This window comes from Leclercia sp. 1548 (assembly GCF_050435045.1).
Classification (GTDB): domain Bacteria; phylum Pseudomonadota; class Gammaproteobacteria; order Enterobacterales; family Enterobacteriaceae; genus Enterobacter; species Enterobacter adecarboxylatus.
In genome coordinates this window covers 860,368-878,577 of the sequence record NZ_JBNDJP010000002.1, presented here as the reverse complement: position 1 = coordinate 878,577, position 18,210 = coordinate 860,368, and the positions used below count along the sequence as shown (strand labels likewise).

At 54.0% G+C, this 18,210-nt stretch carries 18 protein-coding genes; 1 reads left to right on the top strand and 17 read right to left on the bottom strand.

The window, feature by feature from the left end; all coding sequences use genetic code 11:
• Positions 1–126 precede the first annotated feature (126 nt).
• Positions 127–1,176 carry a YcjF family protein gene (locus ABIE02_RS09485; RefSeq protein WP_059307736.1) on the bottom strand — a complete coding sequence of 350 codons (1,050 nt, stop codon included), beginning with the start codon at positions 1,174–1,176 and terminating at the stop codon, positions 127–129.
• On the bottom strand, positions 1,173–2,570 hold the full coding sequence (locus tag ABIE02_RS09480; protein WP_130588727.1) for a YcjX family protein: 1,398 nt from the start codon (positions 2,568–2,570) through the stop codon (positions 1,173–1,175). The genes ABIE02_RS09485 and ABIE02_RS09480 overlap by 4 nt, the downstream gene beginning before the upstream one ends.
• A 154-nt stretch (positions 2,571–2,724) precedes the next feature.
• On the opposite strand from ABIE02_RS09480, the gene ABIE02_RS09475 reads away from it, so the two are divergent.
• Complete coding sequence (locus ABIE02_RS09475) at positions 2,725–3,735, top strand: LacI family DNA-binding transcriptional regulator (RefSeq protein ID WP_117385517.1); 1,011 nt, start codon at positions 2,725–2,727, stop codon at positions 3,733–3,735.
• A 33-nt stretch (positions 3,736–3,768) separates the two neighbouring features.
• On the opposite strand, the gene ABIE02_RS09470 is transcribed toward ABIE02_RS09475, so the two are convergent.
• From ABIE02_RS09470 to pspA, 15 genes are all read right to left on the bottom strand, one after another.
• Positions 3,769–4,683, bottom strand: a complete 915-nt coding sequence (locus ABIE02_RS09470; RefSeq protein WP_155166878.1) for an OmpG family monomeric porin — start codon at positions 4,681–4,683, stop codon at positions 3,769–3,771.
• 65 nt (positions 4,684–4,748) lie between these two features.
• A complete protein-coding gene (locus ABIE02_RS09465; RefSeq protein ID WP_059307732.1) occupies positions 4,749–5,831 on the bottom strand; it encodes an ABC transporter ATP-binding protein in 1,083 nt (360 codons plus the stop codon).
• Positions 5,832–5,833: 2 nt separating this feature from the next.
• Entirely contained in the window at positions 5,834–6,511 is a 678-nt protein-coding gene (pgmB, locus tag ABIE02_RS09460; protein ID WP_191152565.1) for a beta-phosphoglucomutase, read from the bottom strand.
• Positions 6,501–8,780 carry a glycoside hydrolase family 65 protein gene (locus ABIE02_RS09455; protein WP_336994533.1) on the bottom strand — a complete coding sequence of 760 codons (2,280 nt, stop codon included), beginning with the start codon at positions 8,778–8,780 and terminating at the stop codon, positions 6,501–6,503. The genes pgmB and ABIE02_RS09455 overlap by 11 nt, the downstream gene beginning before the upstream one ends.
• A complete protein-coding gene (locus tag ABIE02_RS09450) occupies positions 8,774–9,832 on the bottom strand; it encodes a Gfo/Idh/MocA family protein (protein WP_336994532.1) in 1,059 nt (352 codons plus the stop codon). Before ABIE02_RS09450 ends, ABIE02_RS09455 begins: the two co-directional genes overlap by 7 nt.
• 11 nt (positions 9,833–9,843) lie before the next feature.
• On the bottom strand, positions 9,844–10,632 hold the full coding sequence (locus tag ABIE02_RS09445) for a sugar phosphate isomerase/epimerase family protein (protein WP_336994531.1): 789 nt from the start codon (positions 10,630–10,632) through the stop codon (positions 9,844–9,846).
• 17 nt (positions 10,633–10,649) lie between these two features.
• On the bottom strand, positions 10,650–11,702 hold the full coding sequence (locus ABIE02_RS09440; RefSeq protein ID WP_270735400.1) for a zinc-dependent alcohol dehydrogenase: 1,053 nt from the start codon (positions 11,700–11,702) through the stop codon (positions 10,650–10,652).
• Positions 11,703–11,730: 28 nt separating this feature from the next.
• Complete coding sequence (locus tag ABIE02_RS09435; RefSeq protein WP_032611132.1) at positions 11,731–12,573, bottom strand: carbohydrate ABC transporter permease; 843 nt, start codon at positions 12,571–12,573, stop codon at positions 11,731–11,733.
• Complete coding sequence (locus ABIE02_RS09430; RefSeq protein ID WP_032611134.1) at positions 12,560–13,441, bottom strand: carbohydrate ABC transporter permease; 882 nt, start codon at positions 13,439–13,441, stop codon at positions 12,560–12,562. The genes ABIE02_RS09435 and ABIE02_RS09430 overlap by 14 nt, the downstream gene beginning before the upstream one ends.
• A 22-nt stretch (positions 13,442–13,463) precedes the next feature.
• Complete coding sequence (locus tag ABIE02_RS09425) at positions 13,464–14,756, bottom strand: ABC transporter substrate-binding protein (RefSeq protein WP_336994530.1); 1,293 nt, start codon at positions 14,754–14,756, stop codon at positions 13,464–13,466.
• 14 nt (positions 14,757–14,770) lie between these two features.
• Complete coding sequence (locus tag ABIE02_RS09420; protein WP_336994529.1) at positions 14,771–16,468, bottom strand: sugar phosphorylase; 1,698 nt, start codon at positions 16,466–16,468, stop codon at positions 14,771–14,773.
• A 185-nt stretch (positions 16,469–16,653) separates the two neighbouring features.
• Entirely contained in the window at positions 16,654–16,875 is a 222-nt protein-coding gene (gene pspD / locus ABIE02_RS09415) for a phage shock protein PspD (RefSeq protein WP_032611137.1), read from the bottom strand.
• Between the two features lie 14 nt (positions 16,876–16,889).
• Positions 16,890–17,249, bottom strand: a complete 360-nt coding sequence (pspC, locus tag ABIE02_RS09410) for an envelope stress response membrane protein PspC (RefSeq protein ID WP_059307726.1) — start codon at positions 17,247–17,249, stop codon at positions 16,890–16,892.
• Positions 17,249–17,473: an envelope stress response membrane protein PspB gene (gene pspB, locus ABIE02_RS09405; protein WP_032611139.1), complete on the bottom strand. Its 225-nt coding sequence runs from the start codon at positions 17,471–17,473 to the stop codon at positions 17,249–17,251. Before pspB ends, pspC begins: the two co-directional genes overlap by 1 nt.
• Before the next feature lie 54 nt (positions 17,474–17,527).
• On the bottom strand, positions 17,528–18,196 hold the full coding sequence (gene pspA, locus ABIE02_RS09400; protein ID WP_336994528.1) for a phage shock protein PspA: 669 nt from the start codon (positions 18,194–18,196) through the stop codon (positions 17,528–17,530).
• Between the last annotated feature and the right edge of the window lie 14 nt (positions 18,197–18,210).

Below are 18,210 nucleotides of genomic sequence, written 5' to 3'. Positions count from 1 at the left end.
GAAAATCACTCTATAAGCCAGTAACCCTGAAATGATAAGCCAGATATTGGTAATCGGGAAGATAGCTGTCAACAAATATTGACAGCTTGTGAACCTCATGACGGAATATTGTGCGAGAAGATGTAACTACTGCGGTTTTTTGTTGAGGGTTTCTTTCAGCTGACCAATCAATTCCCGGCGGAAATCGCCCAGGCGTGGTTTATCCTCCGCTGTCCACGGCAGAGGACGGCACAACTCCATCGCTTTGATCCCAAGTCTTGCAGTCAGCAATCCGGCGCCAATTCCCTGGGCAGCGCGGGCCGAGAGACGTGCGGCCAGATCCTGCGACATCCAGTCCATGCCTACTTCACGTACCACCTCACTGGCTCCGGCAAAGGCCATATTCAGCAGCACGAGGCGAAACAGACGCAGACGGCTGTAATAGCCCAACTCAATGCCGTACAGGGCGGCGATACGATTGATGAGACGCAGGTTGCGCCAGGCGATAAAGGCCATGTCCACCAGCGCCAACGGGCTGACGGCAATCATCAGGGTCGACTCAGCCGCCGAGCGGCTAATCTCCCGCCGCGCCTGGCTGTCCAGCACCGGCTGGACCAGATGGGCATACAGCGAGACCACTTCCCGGTCATTCTGCGTTTCATGAATAGCGGCATACCAGCGTTGCAGTGCCGGATGAGACTGATCCAGCCCGGCCTGCTTCGCCAGTTTTTCGCAAAACACCCGTCCGTGGCCGGTGCCGTGGCTCTGCATCAAATCACGGGCTTCATCACGTTCGTGTGCGCGCTGGCGCAGTCGCCATAAGCGGCGCCACTCGGTGGCGATGGAGCCTACGCCTGCCCCGACGATCAATGCCCCGGCCGCACAACCGCCCAGCGCCACCCAATCCTGGGTTTGCCAGGCATTCATCGCCCACTGCACGCCCTGCCCGACAACCGTGACACCGGCAACTACCAACCCGGCGCTCACCATTCTGCGCCACAGGCTGCGTTTAGGACGTAGCGCCGCTTCGACCACGGCTTCAGCTTGCCCCTCTTCGGCGGGGAGCATATCGGAAACGACCGGGGAAAACTGTTCTGCCTGGGTCGTATTGAAGGTTTGGGCGGCCTTGAAGGCCTCCTGCTGTTCCTGCTCCAGCGTACCGCTAAAATCCATACGCGGTTTTAAGGGTTCGGTCATCGCAATTTATCTCCAATTAAAAACTCCAGCGCGGCATCGAGGCGAATGTGCGGTAGCGGCTGATCGACCGTCATAACCTGCGGGCGAAAGGCTTCGAACTGGAAGCCCTGCTTTTCCCAGAACGCCTGGCCGGGCAGCCGGGCAGGCACCTCGCCGGGATAGACTGTTAACGGCGCACCATCACTCAGACGATGACCGCGCAGCGCCGGGATCTTGTCGCCATTGACGTCAATCAATCCGCTCTGGGTAGCCTGCACCGAGGCCAGTCCCAGACAATCCATGCTGATACCTTCAAACGCCGCGTTTTGCCATGCATCCTGCACCAGTTGCTGTAACAGCGAGACCATATTGGCATGCTGATCCACCGTAACGTGGTCCGCCTTGGTGGCGGCAAACAGCAGCTTGTCGATGACTGGCGAGAACAGGCGGCGGAACAGCGTGCGCTGTCCATAGTGGAAACTTTGCATCAGCTGGGTGAGCGCAAGGCGCATATCGTTGAAGGCCTGCGGCCCGCTGTTGAGCGGCTGCAGGCAATCCACCAGCACAATCTGGCGGTCGAAGCGTAAAAAATGGTTGGTATAGAACCCTTTCACCACTTTTTCACAGTAATAGTTGAAACGCTCGCGCAGCATCCCGACGTTGGTCTGTTTATCCGCCTGGGCGAGCTTCGATTCACCGAAGGCGTCCACGTCCGGCCATGGGAAAAATTGCAGCGCCGGGGCGCCTGCCATATCCCCTGGCAGCACAAAGCGGCCCGGCTGGATAAAGTGCAGCCCCTCTTTCTTGCATTGATGCAGGTAATCGGTCCAGGCTTCCGAGATGGCCGCCAGTCGGTTTTCGTCGGCGGGTGCCAGTGGATCCAGTCCCTCACACAGGGTACGCCAGCGGGCTGACCAGGCCGCGCGTTGTCCCTGTAATAAACCGGTCATCTGCCGCGACCAGCTCAGGTAATCCTGCGTCAGCATCGGCAGATCGAGCAGCCATTCGCCAGGATAATCGACAATCTCCAGATAGAGGGTGGAGGTCTCTGTAAAGTGACGCAGCAGCGAATCGTTCGAACGATAGCGCAGCGCCAGGCGGATTTCGCTCACGCCACGGGTCGGCGTTGGCCAGGTGGGCGGAGAGCCATACAGCTGGGCCAACCCTTCATCGTAAGTAAACCGGGGTATGCCAAAATCACGCTGCGGCACACGCTTCACGCCAAGAAGACGCTCTTCGCGCACGGCGCTGAGCAAGGGTAAACGCGCCCCGGCATGCAGGTTAAGGAGCTGATTGACCATCGCCGTAATAAAAGCCGTTTTACCGCTGCGGCTCAGGCCGGTGACCGCGAGGCGCAAATGACGGTCAACCCCACGATTGATCAGAGAATTGAGTTCACTTTTAAATCGCTTCATCTCGGTCCTTCATTGCCTGACAGTATGGAATAACTTGCTTCAGAATACAGTAAATTGGGGCAGATCGTTGATTATCAATTCATAATTATTGCTATTGCCGTTTTTTCTCCAGTAAGATGACCCGCATTGCCGTCTATCGGAGCGAGTAAGGTGTATGTCACCCACCATTTATGATATTGCGCGAGTTGCTGGCGTTTCGAAATCAACCGTGTCCCGGGTACTGAATAAGCAAACGAATATTTCCCCTGAAGCCAGGGAAAAAGTGTTGAAGGCGATTGAAGAATTAAATTATCAGCCTAATAAGGTTGCCCGCGCTCTCACCTCTTCTGGCTTTGACGCCATCATGGTTATTTCGACCCGCTCAACGAAAACGACTGCAGGCAATCCTTTTTTCTCAGATGTCCTTCATGCCATTACGGCAAAAGCAGAAGAGGAAGGGTTTGACGTCATTTTGCAAACGTCCAAAAGCAGTGAAGACGATCTGTTGAAATGCGTGAACAAAATAAAACAAAAGATGATTAAAGGGATCATCATGCTAAGTTCTCCGGCCAATGAATCCTTTTTCTCAACGCTGGACGCGTATGGCGTACCGGTGGTGGTAATCGGTAAAGTCGTGGGTGAATTTCAAAATATCTACTCTGTCGATACCGATAATTTTCACGACAGTGCCACCTTGACAGAGGCCTTTATTAAGGCCGGCCGACGCAAAATAGCCTGCCTGCACGCGCCGCTTGATTACCACGTTTCTATTGATCGTCTGGCAGGTTATAAAGCCAGCCTGGAAAAAAATCATATTGCTATTAACCCGGCGTGGATCGTTGATGGGGGATATACTCACGAGAGTGCCCTGTCGGCCGCCCGGGAATTACTTTCATCAGCTACGCCACCGGATGCGGTATTTGCCACCGACAGCATGAAGTTGCTCAGTCTTTATCGTGCAGCGGAGGCGTTAAATGTGGCCCTCCCGGAACAGGTTGCAGTGGCGGGTTACAGTGATCCCATGCTCTCTCTCATTTTGACACCTGCTCCCGGGGGGTTTGATATCCCAACCCGCAGACTGGGTGAAGAGAGTTGCAATCTGCTGTTCAACCGTATTGCAGGTAAACCCGCCTCCCATAAAGTGTTGGTTGAAACCCACTTTTCATTTGCTGACTCCGTTCGTTAAAACCAGGGGCCGTAGCCCCTGGTAAGCAGCCTGTCAGAACGCGTAATTTACGCCAACACCAGCGTAGTGGAAACGATCGTTCTTGCCTTCATCGTGGTTTTGCCACTCATAGGCATATTCCAGCGTCATGGATAAACCATTGTTGAAATCATAGGCATACAAGAGACCCAGCCGGTTAAAATCATGCCCTTCACGGGAAGGATCGTCCTGCCAGTCCCAGTTCGACCAGCGGTCCAGACCCAGGCGAGTATAAGGCGTTAACGTGGTTTGCCCCATTGAAACAGGCAGATAGGCGCGAATCTCCTGGGTAGCAAATTCACCATTATTACGCGAACCATCCATATTAAATCCGCGTTCTAAATAATAATTTATTTTCGCGGAGAAAATATCGTTAATGGTCCAGGTAAAGCCGGTTTCCGTTTCAACACGGCTGTCAGCATAGCCTGTTTTTTCAAGATCGTTAGCAAACTGATACATGGCTAACCAGCCGCTAAAACGCCAGTCATCGGTTAATTTTACATCCCAGTCAGGCTGGATTTTATAGCGCTGCATATTCGCGCTGCCGTCTTTAGCGCCGTGCTCATCTTTAAAGTGGTAGCCATAATTACGAAAACCGCCGGTCAGGCCGAGCGTCAAATCATCGGTACCGATAAAACGATAGCGCAATTCGAATTCTGGACGATCAAAATAACTGCCGCGTGTCATGCTACTATACTCAACCGTGCCCTCCTGATACATGGCAAGCGAGAACGTCCATGCATCCCAGGTTGCATTAAACCATACGGATGGTTCATATAACCCATCTTTATCTTCGCCCTGGCCTTCGACGTTTTCAATTTCGTACATGGCCCCAATATTAAATTCCCACTGTTTCGCCGTTTCGGTTGCTTGTGCGTAGCTAACCCCTGCGCAGAGAACAAGCGCAGCACTTTTTAGTAGAGTACTCATTAAAAATATTCCCTCATTATTAACAGAAAAAAACCGGAAATTCGCATTTCCGGCCAACACGCTTATTATCGAATAGCCATTTCAGTCTCAGCGTCAAAGAAATGGCACTTATTCATATCGAACTGGATACCGATATTATCTCCTGCCGCATAGTCATTCGCCGCACCGGCGCGGACAACCAGCTCATGCCCGCCGACGCTGGCATAAAGCATAAACTCAGCCCCGGTCAGTTCAGCTACGCTGACTTTGGCGTTAATGCTTTCATGTCCGCTTTGAGGGGTAACAATATCTTCCGGCCGGATGCCAAATACCACGGCTTTACGCTGATAACCTCCCGTATTCAGAGCCGCAAGCTTGTCCTCAGGTATAGCCATACGTAATGTTTCGGTCACGAAATAACCATCGTCTATCGCACCGCGAATGAAATTCATCGCGGGGGAGCCGATAAAGCCAGCCACGAACATATTGGCCGGCTCGTTATACACCTGCTTTGGCGCCCCAACCTGCTGAATGATACCGTCCTTCAGGATCACAATACGGGTCGCCATGGTCATGGCTTCCGTCTGATCGTGGGTGACGTAAATCACGGTGGTGTTAAGCTTCTGGTGTAATTTGCTGATTTCAGCACGCATCTGTACACGGAGCTTGGCGTCGAGGTTTGAGAGCGGTTCATCCATCAGGAACACCCCGGCTTCCCGGACGATCGCCCGGCCTAACGCCACGCGCTGCCGCTGGCCACCGGACAAGGCCCCAGGCTTGCGCTTGAGGTAGTCGCGTAAGCCCAGGATCTGGGCTGCCCAGTTAACCCGCTCCTCGATCACCGCTGGCGCGATTTTTTGCATCTTCAGGCCAAACGCCATGTTGTCGTAGACCGTCATATGCGGATAGAGCGCGTAGTTCTGGAAAACCATGGCGATATCACGGGATTTAGCCGGAACATCGTTCATGCACACGCCGTCGATCACCAGCTCGCCAGCGCTGATCTCCTCCAGCCCGGCAATCATGCGCAGCGTCGTCGATTTGCCGCATCCTGAAGGTCCGACGAAGACAATAAACTCTTTGTCCTCAATTTCGAGGTTGAAATCCTTCACCACGTGAACGTGGTTGTCATAGATTTTCTGAATGTGTTTCAGGGAGAGTTGAGCCATTGTTAGTTCCTTATCAGTACCGTCCGCGAGGCCCAGAAATCTGTCAGGCATTTCCAGGTCAGTTCCCGCGTTGAATGAAGTTGTATTCCCGCCTCATCGAGGCCAGGCCCAATCCCCACCGACAACATTCCTGCCGCGTTGATTGCCTGAATACCCGCGGCGGCATCTTCAATACCGATGGCCTCCCGTGGAGAGACATTCAGTCCCGCACAGGCGGCAAGGAAAATCTCCGGGTCCGGTTTGGAACGGGCAATGCGGGAAGCATCGGCGCAAAAATCAAACGCATGGTCTATACCCAGCGCCTGCAATATTCCCGGGGCATTCAGAGACACGGAGGCGAGGCCCGTTTTGACATTCGCCGCCCGGATCCCGGCAAGCACCTCGCGGATCCCCGGCAGCAGCGAGTCCTGCGTCAGCGAGGCTAACGACCGGACATAGAGAGCGTTCTTTTTAGCCGCCAGCGCCAGGCGTTGCTGTTCGTTAAACGCCCCCTCTTTCCCGCCATAGCGCAGGATCCGCTGCAAGGAGTCCATGCGGCTAATTCCCTTGAGCTCTTCATTGAAGGTTTCGTCAATGGATATGCCAATCTCCTGCGCCACGGTACGCCAGGCCAGAAAGTGGAGGTGCGCAGTGTCGGTAATCACGCCATCCAGATCGAATACAACCGCCTTAAGCATCATGGCTTCCCTCCGTGGTAGCGGTCCCAGTAACAGATGTCATAAAGTCCATGTAAGCAAAAGCCTGCGCCCCCGTTACGCTAAGGTTTTTGCCCCATAGCGTTAAGGTGACAGGTGCCGAGGTCTCAACCGTTAACGCCTCATTTTCAACGGTGAAGCGCATGTTTGCGTTCCGCCAGCGCAACGGGAAAATGAGTTTTTGCCAGTGGGCAGGAAGTTTCGGCGCCAGATGCAGTTCCCCGTCCACAATCTGTACACCCGCAAATCCCTGAACGACGCCAGACCAGATAGCACCGGTCGCGGCGGCATGAATACCGTCATCGCTGCTGTGCGGATCGTCACCCAGATCGATAGCAACACCGTCACGCCAGAAGGCGTAAGCCCCTTCCGTATCCCCGCAACGCGCGGTGACAATCCCGTGGATGGTTTTACTGAGCGACGAGTCGTGGATGGTGCGCGACTCGTAAAACGCCAGATTGGCGGCACACTGTTGTGAGGTAAAGCGTTCCGGCAACAGGTAGTTGAGCATGACCACATCCGCCTGCTTAAGGATCTGCATCTCGTTCACTTCAGCGCGTGAATAGTCCAGCAGGATGGTCTGTTTCCCCGCCTGCGCTTTGTAGCGGCTCAGGTCGATAGCCGGTTTTGCCATAAAGGTATCATCCTGTGGGATTACACCGTCGGCATTGGCTTCCGGTAGCCATAAGCGCGTCAGAAAATCGGCGGCCTTTTCCGTAAAACGCACATCTTCACGGTTAAACATCGACATAAACCGGCAAGCGCTGGCGACGTTATGCCAGGCCAGGTAGTTGGTATAAGCGTTGTTGTTCACGTGTTCCGTGTATTCATCCGGCCCAATCACGTCATGGATTTCGAGACGCCCTTTGACGTCGGTGGCCCGCCCCATCCAGAACGACGCGGTTTCCATCAGCAGCGTCACCCCTTCATTACGCATAAAGGCGTCATCCTGCGTCGCCTGCCAGTAAGCGACGACGGCCCAGGCAATATCTGCCACGATGTGATGTTCGGCCAGCGCGGAGGCCACCTTCTGGCGTACCCCCGTGCGAATATTGATCGCCGCGAACTCTGGCGTCTCTTCCTCCCCGCTTGCTGCGCTTTCCCAGGGGAACAGCGCACCAGGCCAGCCGTTACGACGGGCCTTCGCGCGTGCGCCCGGGAGGTTCAGCCAGCGGTAACGCAGCAGACTGCGTGCTGTCTGCGGACGGTTGAACAGATGGAAAGGCAGAAGGAATATTTCGGTATCCCAGAAGACGTGGCCTTTATAGCCCTCACCGGTCAACCCTTTGGCCGCGATGCTGCATCGTTCGTCATGGGAAGGCGTCATGGCTGTCAAATGCCAGACCGCGTAATCCAGCGCCATCTGGTCCTGGTGTTCCGTGGATGCCACCTCCACCCGGCAATTGCGCCAGACCTTCTCCCAGGCGCAGGCTGAACGCGCCAGCAAAGAGGCGTAACCGCTGTTGGCACAGGCTTTAAGTTCGGCCAGCGCATGACGGGCGAAGGTTTCCACGGAGAGCGCCCTGTCGCTGCGGTGAGCCACCCACACCAGTTTCTCGAGCGTGACGGTCTCCCCGCGGGGAACCGTCAGCGCATGGTGAACCTGGACGCGGCGATTTTTGGCGGTGAAGCAACTGTCGCTGTCTGCTGAAAGGCGACAGAACGCGGAGATCACCACATCAGATGCATGGTCCTGTGTTTCGTAAATCCCCTGCATATAGTGCTGGTCAAATACCCTCACCGACATCTCATCCAGATGCTGCCTGCCGCTGTTGGTTTGAGTGGCGTCGATGCCAGTTTTCAAACCCACCTGCGCGGAGGCATCCAGTGGCGTGATGGCGAGTTGCATTGCCACTAACGGCAGAGGATCCAGCGCAACAAAACGGCGGCTTTCCAGCCGGTAGTCTTTCCCTTCAGGCGAGCGCCAGACGACGCTGCGACGCAGCTCGCCGTTGGCAAAAGCCAGCTCGCGTTGCCAGCTCAGGATCTCACCGGATAACAGGCTGAAGTTCTTGCCATCCAGCTCGATATCAAAACCGATAACATCCGGGAGATTAACCAGTTCGTTGGTCTCGTTACGACCCGCGCGATGGTAGAGGCCAGCAAGGTACATCCCTCTGGTTTGCCGGGTGTAATCTTCCTCATGCGTGGCGCGAATGCCCATATAGCCGTTACCGCAGGCCATAATGGACGCGTATTTATTCAGGCTGTGCGGGCAGAAGCCCGGATCGGTTAATACAGACAGGTTCAGCATAACGTCACGCTTTCCCCTTTTTCGGCGGATTCATACAGTGCGGCAACTAATTGCTGGATCACCAGCCCCTGCTCCGCATCGGCGATCATGACCGGCTCCCCCAGCACGTGACGAACAAAGGCATCCATGCTGCGTAAATGCCGCTGGTCGTCAGCCTCTTCACGCTGGGTAAGGGTCTGTAACACACCAGCGTCATCCTGGTAGATATGGGCCGGAAACAGCGTTGCACCTGCCTTCTCACCGCAGAAGGCGACATTCATGATCGACTGCTCGCGGATATTCAGGGCAAAGGAGGTATCCAGACGCAGGATGCCGCCGTTGCAGAATTCGATCGTGCCAAACAGGGCATCCTCAACGGTAAATTGCGCAGGATCCCACGCGCCGAACTGGCCGCTGTTTTTATGGGTGCCCAGCTTCTGAAAGCTGTGCGCCGTGACGCGTTTTACCTGCGGGAAACCCAGCACATACATCGCGGCATCCAGCATATGAATACCGATATCAATCAGGGGGCCGCCCCCCTGCAGCGATTTGTTGGTAAAAACGCCCCATCCGGGTACACCGCAGCGGCGCAGCGCCTGCGCCGTGGTGAAGTAAATTTCACCGAATGTTCCGCTCAGCACCGCCTCACGCAGCAGTTGCGTATCGAGTGCAAAACGATGGTGAAAATCATACGCCAGCACTTTGCCCGCCCGGCGGGCCGCGACGCGCATTTCATCGGCCTCTTGTGGCGTCATGGCGGGTGGTTTTTCACACATCACATGACACCCGGCATTCAGCGACATCATGACATGTTCAAAATGAAAGCGGTTGGGGGAACAAACGCTCACCACATCCGGTTTAACCGCCTGTAGCATCTCTTGTGCGTCCTGCCATGCCGCAGGGATAGCATGATGTTCCGCGAACGCCTGTGCCTGCTCCAGGCGGCTGTCCATGACAGCCACCATCTGAACATCGCTGCGCGTGGCGTAATACGAGGCATGCACTTTATCCGCGACCTGCCCGGCACCAATGATGGCGACGCGCAGGGGCGAAGGTGTTGAAGCACTCATCACGCTCGTCATCCTTAGCATTCACGCAAATAAGTGAGGGAATCCTGATAAGCCTGCGCAGGATCGTCGGCACGAACACGGCACTCATACACCACATAACCCTGGTAGTTATCGGCACGCAACTGATCGAACAGGCTGGCAAAATCCAGGTTGCCGCTTCCCGGCTGATAGCGATGGTTATCCGCGATATGCACATGCCCCAGCAGATCGCGGTTGTGGTGCAGCGCATCGGTTAGCGAATCTTCTTCAATGTTCATATGATAGAAATCGCCGATGATCTGCACGTGCTTCAGGGCATTCTCTTCGATGTAGCGACGGGCATCGGCCAGGGTGTTGATCATGTGGTCCTGATAGCGGTTTAGCGGCTCCAGGTAGACGGTGGTCCCGGTGCGCGCAGCCACCTCGTCCAGCCAGCGCAGGGAAGCGTTTACCGCTTTGCGATCGCCGTCGAGGCTGCGCGGTGAAGTCATCGGTGGCAGGCGGAAGGTAAACATCCCCCAGGCCGCCGGAACGATAATGCCCTTCCCGCCCACGTCAGCGAGCGCTTCAAGAATGCGTTCAATCTGCTGTAAGCCGTTCAGACGACGCTCTTCAATGAAGTCACCAATCCAGCCGTCGTAGCCGCCGCAGGCCGTCGTCACCGGCAGACCCGTGGCTTTGATTGCGGCTTTCACTTCATCGAGGTTATCGACCAGCAGTTTGCCGTCAATTTCGTAGCCATCAAAACCCATCGCTTTGATGAACTGAAATTTCTCCATAATGTTGGTCGGGAAAAAGGCCTGGTTTTGTGTTGCGATCTTCATTATTTGCTGTCCTTAGCTTAAAAAGTGACGCCCATTTTGATACTGAGTTCCGGGTGCTGATCGACATACTTCATATAGCTTTCCGGGCTGGTGGTGAAGGTCACGACCGGGTCGATCAGATCTTCACAATTCAGATAGCCGTTCATCAGCAATTCCCAGCAGGTCTCTTCGATACGCTTACGGCTCCAGCGCGGGTAATCCGGGTTGGGTTCACTGCAGGCGCGGGAGAAGACAATCTTTGCGTTGTTGAAATGCGCTTCGCGACCGAGGTTGAAACCCGCGGCAAACGGCTTAGCGAACGCAACGTAAGAGATCGTTCCGCCGTAGGCGAGTCCGCGCAGCGCAGACTGCAACGCATCCGCAAAACCGCTGGTCTCAATGATTACGTCCGCGCCCTGCTTACCGGTCAGTTTTTTGATTTCCAGGCCAACATCGGTACCGATTGGGTTCAGACAGTGATCCGCGCCATGACGGCGTGCGATCTCACAACGATGTTCGATAGGATCGACACCGATGACGACTGACGCCCCGGCTTTTTTTGCCAGCTGAATGGCAATCTGTCCGATGGCACCCAGACCGACCACAACGACAAAGTCGCCCACACGGACGTTGGCATCGCGCACACCGCTCATGGCGAACTGCGCCGGATCGTAGCAAACGGCGTTTTTCCAGGAGGCGCCCTGCGGCATTTTGCGCAGTTTGTAGTTGTCTACGGCATTGACGATCACCGTCTCCTGCAGCGGACCGTAGCAGCAGACGCTGTCGCCGATCTGGTACTCCGTCACATCCTCGCCGCATTCAATGATTTCGCCCACGACCATATTGCCTAACTGGAACTTGCCGAACTCGATCCCGCGGGCTGCGCCCTCTTCACGCGGGGTAAACATCTGCCATTCCGCGTTAAACTCTTCGTCGATAAAGGGACTCGCCGCACGAAAATCCACCACTTCGGTGCCGTGTTTCGGCGCGCCGAAACGGACGCGAATTTTGACTTCATGTGCCGCCACAGGACGATCTTCATAGTCCACCAGCGCCGCCACGCGCGGCGCGATCGCAACTAACTTCTTCATGATTCACTCCTTGTTAAAATCGGCCGCCTTAGCCCTTAACGCCACCGGCGGTCAAACCACTTTTAATAAAACGTTCAGACAGCGCGTACATGATGACCACCGGCAGTGCCGTCACCAGCGATGCCGCCATCATGCGACCCCAGATGTAATCCGGCGTACTGAAGAGGGTGTTCAGCCCGACAGGCAAGGTGAAGTTGCTGGCGCTGGACAGGAAAATGGAGGCAAACAGATAGTCGTTCCACGCCACCATAAAGCAGTAGACAAAGACCGACACCAGCCCGGAAATCGCCAGCGGCACGGTGATGCGGAAGATGATTTGCAGGCGGTTCAGGCCATCCATCATCGCGGCTTCTTCTATTTCGTCCGGGATGGTGTCGAAATAGCTGCGCAGCATAAATACCGCCGTCGGTAAGGTCTGGGTCACCATGGTGATGATGAGCGCCAGTTCGGTGTCATAAATGCCTAATGCGGTAATGATTTTGAACAGCGGTACCACCAACAAAATCCCGGAGAACATGTAGACGGTGTAAAAGCTCGCGTTGATCGTCGCGCGCCCTTTGAAACGCAGTTTGGAGAGTGCGTAAGCGCCCAGCGTGCCGAGGAAAACGGCAATGACCGACGAGGTTAACGACACCACCATGCTGTTCCGAAAGTAATCCACAAACGGGAAGATCAGCGGATTAAAGATGTCGACATAATGCTGTAGCGTCCACGCCTGCGGCAGAATGGTCGGATGGAGCGATATCGCCTCTTTCGCGCTCTTGAACGAGGTCATCAGCATCACGAAGAACGGGAACAGCGTGATAATCAGGAATACCGCCAGCCCCAGGTAGAAACCAATCCGGCCCAGGACGCGTTTATTTGTTGCCATTGAGATTTACCCTTTTTCTGGTGAGCAAAATGACGGTGAAGATGATCACGAACAGCACGACAGAAATTGCGGCGGCTTTACCCAGATCATTGAATGCAAAGGCGGTCTTGTAGAGATAGACGCCCAGGATATCGACCTTGGTGGTGAGCAGATACACATCCGCAAACATGTAGAACATCCAGATGGTTCGCAGTGTGATAACCGTGGCCAGTACCGGCATAATCGCGGGCAATGTGACGATGCGAAAACGCTGCCATGCATTCGCGCCGTCCATTTCAGCCGCTTCGTACAGCGACTTATCAATGGTCTGCAATATCGCGAGGAACGAGATAAACGCGTACGGGAAGTAGCGCCAGATGGCGAACAGCACCACCAGGACAAAACTGCTGCCTGGGTTGTCGAACCACAGCGGCGCCTGGTCATACAGATGCAGCAGATCCACGCCCAGATAGTTCACAATCCCATAGCCGTTGTTGAACATGTACTTCCAGGCAAACACCAGTGAGATCGACGGTGTTACGTAAGAGAGGATCACCAGAGAACGCGCCGTTTTGCGCAGGCGAAACTCCCGATTAAAGAAGATGGCAACGGCCAGCCCTAACCCGGTGCTACCTATGACCACCAGCGCCGTATACCAGAAGGTCATCCACAGCGAATGCCAGAACGCCGCGTCACTCAAAATACGGATGTAGTTATCGAACCCGACAAACACCGCACTGACTCGCGGGTTTAAGGGCAAGCGTAAAAAACTGATTTCAATGTTGGAAATCATCGGCCAGGCCACAAGGCCCCCCAGCAAAATCAGGCTGGGGGCCAACAGCAGCATGGCGAAAGGCATATCTGATCGACCAGAAAACAACGTCTTCATAATTCCCTTCCGCAGTGCGCTCCTATCGTTGTGAAATCAGGTCAGTCAGTCGCGTCTGGCTATTGCTTAACGTTTCGCTGAGATCCTGTTGCCCCACCGTCACGTTATGCACCATGGAACTGATGATGCCGGAACCCGTCACGTCGCCCATGCGGGTGAAATTTTTATCTCCCACGGCGCCAAACACCTGCACATTCGGGAACTGCGCGATCAGCTCATAAGGCAGTTGCCCAAAGGCCTTGATCACCTCGTTGTTTTTCCAGGTTTCGGTGCCGACCACCAGCTTGTTCACCGGCAATGCCGCGCCCGGGGACATCATGACCCAGTCGGTGGCGGTTTGAGCCTGTTCCATCCAGGTAACAAATTTCTCTGCCGCTTTGGTTTCTTCTTCGGTTTGACCGGTAGTGATGGTCAGCGAAGTGACCATGCCGTAGACCGCAGAGGAGGTTTCAGTCGGGACGACGAATCCCAGATTGGCGGGATTTCCGTCTTTGAAGACAGCCGGCAGGATGTAGGTGGAGTAGACGGCCATTGGCGCAGAGCCATTCATAAAGGCGTCTTTGATCTCCATAACATCGTTCGATCCCGGCATGGTGGTCGCCGCCAGCTCTTTATAAAACGCCAGCGCTTTGGCCATTTCCGGCGTGTTAATTTCGACATCACCTTTGGCATTAAACACGTTTGCACCACCCGACAGAGCAAACTGCGAGAACGCTTGCTCAGTCATCACGCTTTCAGCAGTAGGCAGGGCAATGCCGTAATGTTTACTGGCCGGATTGTTCAACATCTGGCTGGTTTTCAGCAGCTGTTCCCAGTTTTTCGGCTCTTCAAGACCCGCTGCCGCAAGTACGTCCTTGTGGTACCAGACGCCGGAAAGCCAGGCGCTGATCGGCACACCCGTCCAGGCTTCGCCATCTTCAGTGCGAACGACGCGCAGGATCCCGTCGTAGAAGGTGTTTTCGCCCACGGCATTAATGGCTTCGCTAATAGCAGCACGATCCAGCAGCTGCTCTTTATCCATGACTTTGGCGTAATCGTGGCTGACTTCGATTACTTCAGGCAGGGCGCCGGTACGGGCCAGCGTAATCACCTTGGTGTTATAGGCATCCTCTTCCACCGGCACCTGTTTCACCTTGATGGTCGGATTCTCTTTCTCGAATTTCTCAATCAGTTTTGTAATAACCGCCTGTCGCTCCTGTTCGACAGACGAGTGCATAAACTCAATGGTGACGTTAGACTGTTGGTCTTCCTTGCAACCTGATAACAGGGCGCACGAAACCAGTGCTGATATCAGCACAATTCTGGGCATTTTCATTTTTTAGGTCCTTTTTAGTTTTCTTTAATCCACATGACCTGCCATGGATTTAGGGACAGAGTCGTACTACGAATATCCTCTCCGGCGATTAACTCCCTTCCGGTTTCAATATCTGAATGAATATTTTGCTGGTGATTGCTGAAATTAAATAATGCAGTAATGCGCTCGCCATTATCCGCAGTACGAATAATTTTGAAAACATGCGCGCCTGACGTTTCGAAAATCGTCTGACTGTCTGGATGGAAGGCTTTTTCTGTCCGACGAATCGCAATCAATTGTGTCAGTCGATGGTAAATGCTATGGCGAAGGCTCTTGTTATCCTCAAGTTCGGCATCTATTTCACCGACGCGGTATTTTTTCCGGTTGATGGCGCGGTTATACCCCAGCCGCTCTACCCCGTCATAATCGTTACGTGAACCCAGAATACTTTGGATATACACTGCAGGCACGCCCGGGAAACTTAACAGAACAGCATGAGCAAGAATAAATCGGGCGATGCGCTCATTATCCTCACTCTCCTTCGCACTTAACGCATCGAGATAGGTCACATTAATTTCATAGGGGCTTCGGGTGCCATCAGGATTATTTTTCCAGTTAACCAGCGCCCCTTCTTGTTGCAATTTCTCTACCAGCGAGAGGATCTCTGACTCCGGTAAAATTCCGCGTAAAGGATTAAGGCCGATGCCGTCATGCGAAGCCAGGAAGTTAAACCAGGTGGTTTTCATGGAAGGCAGCTTCAGCGATGACGCCCACTGACAGAGCGCCCGGACATCCTGACAATGGACGGCGTGCAGCACAAGCGGAGGCAGAGAGAACTGATAAACCATCTGCGCTTCATTTTCACCATCACCAAAGTAAGAGATGTTGTCTTTATGCGGAACGTTTGTCTCCGTAATCAGCACCGTACCTGGAGCCACCCTGTCCGTGATGGCGCGGAAAAGCTGAATAAGGCGATGCGTTTGTTCCAGATGAATGCAGTTTGTTCCAGGGATTTTCCACATAAAGCCGACGGCATCCAGGCGGATATAACGAGCCCCTTCCATAAGGTAATGCAGCAGCACATCCACCATCGCAATCAGCACTTCAGGAGAGGCGAAATTGAGATCGATCTGATCTTCGCTGAAGGTGGTCCAGAGATGGCGGACGCTGCCATCATGAAGCGTGAAAGGTGTCAGAAGGGGTAAAGCCCGGGGCCGTGTCACTGCGGACAAATCGGTTTCAGGATCGACGGAAATAAAGAAATCTTCATACCCCGGCGTCTGGTTAATATAATTTTCAAACCATTTACTTTTCGCCGACATATGATTGCAAACGAAGTCAAACATCAAGCTGGCTGACTTTTTTAATTCCGCGACATCACGCCACGAACCCGTCTCAGGTGCAACTTCATGATAATCGATGACGGAAAAACCATCGTCAGAAGACCAGGGGTAAAAAGGCAGAAGATGGACATGAGAAAATGAGCGAGAGAGCCACTCATTATAAAATCGGGTAAAAACCGGGAGAGCTTTCTCCCCTGGCGCAGAGAACTGATCGGCATAAGTAATCAGGACGATATCTTTTTCATCCCAGCCTGCTTTACTCTTTCCCGTAATTACAGACCCAGCGTTGTCAATTTTCTCAAGCAGCACCTTTAAATGCGCCTCAGAAAAAGACTCTCCGTAAACAAAGTTTATTAAACTCTTAATTTTAGCGTTCACATTGTTTTCCATGGTAGCGGTCCCACGGAGGGCAATCTACTCCCATGAAAAATATCTGTCAACGGACAAGCAAGGAGAAAAAGGGATTCGCAAAGCAGCTCAGCGCATTATTGTGAACTGCCGCAAAGAAAGCAGGAAATCAGAGAAATGCTACCTGCCCTCTCCATATAAAGGAAAGGGCTCAGGTAATAGGGAGATCAGGAGAAGTAACGACGGGAAACGCGGTTTGCCAGCTTCTTCAGCATGGGCTCCAGCGCCACAGCCAGTAACATTCTTACCGGCTTACGCGCAACAGACTTAATGGCCCAGCCCGCGACGCCTGCCGGGCCGTAACGCAGTGCAGTCAGTAAAACCAGCTTCCCTGCGAATTTCAGGCCCGGCTTAACCTGCTGTCCGGCCTGTTGCCAGCGTTGATTCATATGAGTTCTCTCAGTTAAAGCTGACGAAAACGGCTTCGCAGCGAGAAAGTGTCAGAGGTGACATACCGCTCCATCTCACGCAGGCGTTGCTCGCCTGCCGACAGTTGGGCATCCACCGCGTCCAGCAGTTCACTGCTGGTTGGGGCATTCTCATCGCTCATCGCGCTGTCAGGCATAGGGTCCAGCACGAAAGATAAAATGATGTAGGCCACCAGGGTAATAAACGCCAGACCAAAGAAAATGGAGAGCACCGTCACCACGCGTACCAGCTTTACCGGCACGTCGAGGTAGTGCGCCAGGCCGGCGCAGACGCCGCGTACCATCCCCTGCTGGGGGATACGCCACAATTTTTTATTCAGGTTCAGTCCGGCCATTAGCGATCCCTCCAGTTCGGATGTTCCGCATCCAGGATCGCTTCCAGCGCCTGAATACGTTCACGCATTTTATTCGCTTCCTGGGTCAGTTGCGCCAGACGCTGTTGTTCGCCTTGCGACAGCTCGCCCCGGGAAGAACGGTTGCTGTAATGCAGCCATAACCAGATCGGCAATACAAACAGCACAAAAATGGTTAGCGGAATGGCAAGAAAAAGCGCGCTCATGTCTACTCCTTGTCTTACGATGAGTGGCGGCGCCAGCTGGCGCCGCAGGTATTATTATTGATTGTCTTGTTTCATTCTGGCCTTCAGCGCGGCCAGTTGCTCGCTGATTTCATCATCCGCTTTCAGATCGGCAAACTGCTGATCCAGCGTCTTCTGTTTGCCAAAGCTGTGGCTTTCGGCTTCGGCTTCCATCTGATCGATACGACGCTCAAATGACTCGAAACGGGCCATGGCTTCATCGATCTTGCCGCTGTCCAATTGACGGCGCACATCGCGTGAAGAGCTGGCTGCCTGGTGACGCAGCGCCAGAGCCTGCTGGCGGGCGCGGGTTTCGCTCAGTTTGTTCTCCAGCTCCGCAATCTCTTTTTTCATGCGGGTGAGCGTGTCATCTACCAGCGTAACTTCCTGCTCCAGCGTCGCGACGATGTCAGTCAGCTTCTGTTTTTCGATCAGCGCCGAACGGGCCAGATCGTCTTTATCTTTACGCAGCGCCAGTTCGGCTTTTTCCTGCCATTCGCTTTGTTGGGCAGTCGCTTGTTCAATGCGGCGAGAAAGTTGCTTCTTCTCTGCCAGCCCACGGGCGGAGTTTGAACGTACTTCCACCAGCGTATCTTCCATCTCCTGAATCATCAGGCGCACCAGCTTCTGTGGATCTTCCGCTTTTTCCAGCAGCGAGTTGATGTTGGCGTTCACGATGTCGGCAAAACGAGAAAAAATACCCATAATTGAATCCTCAC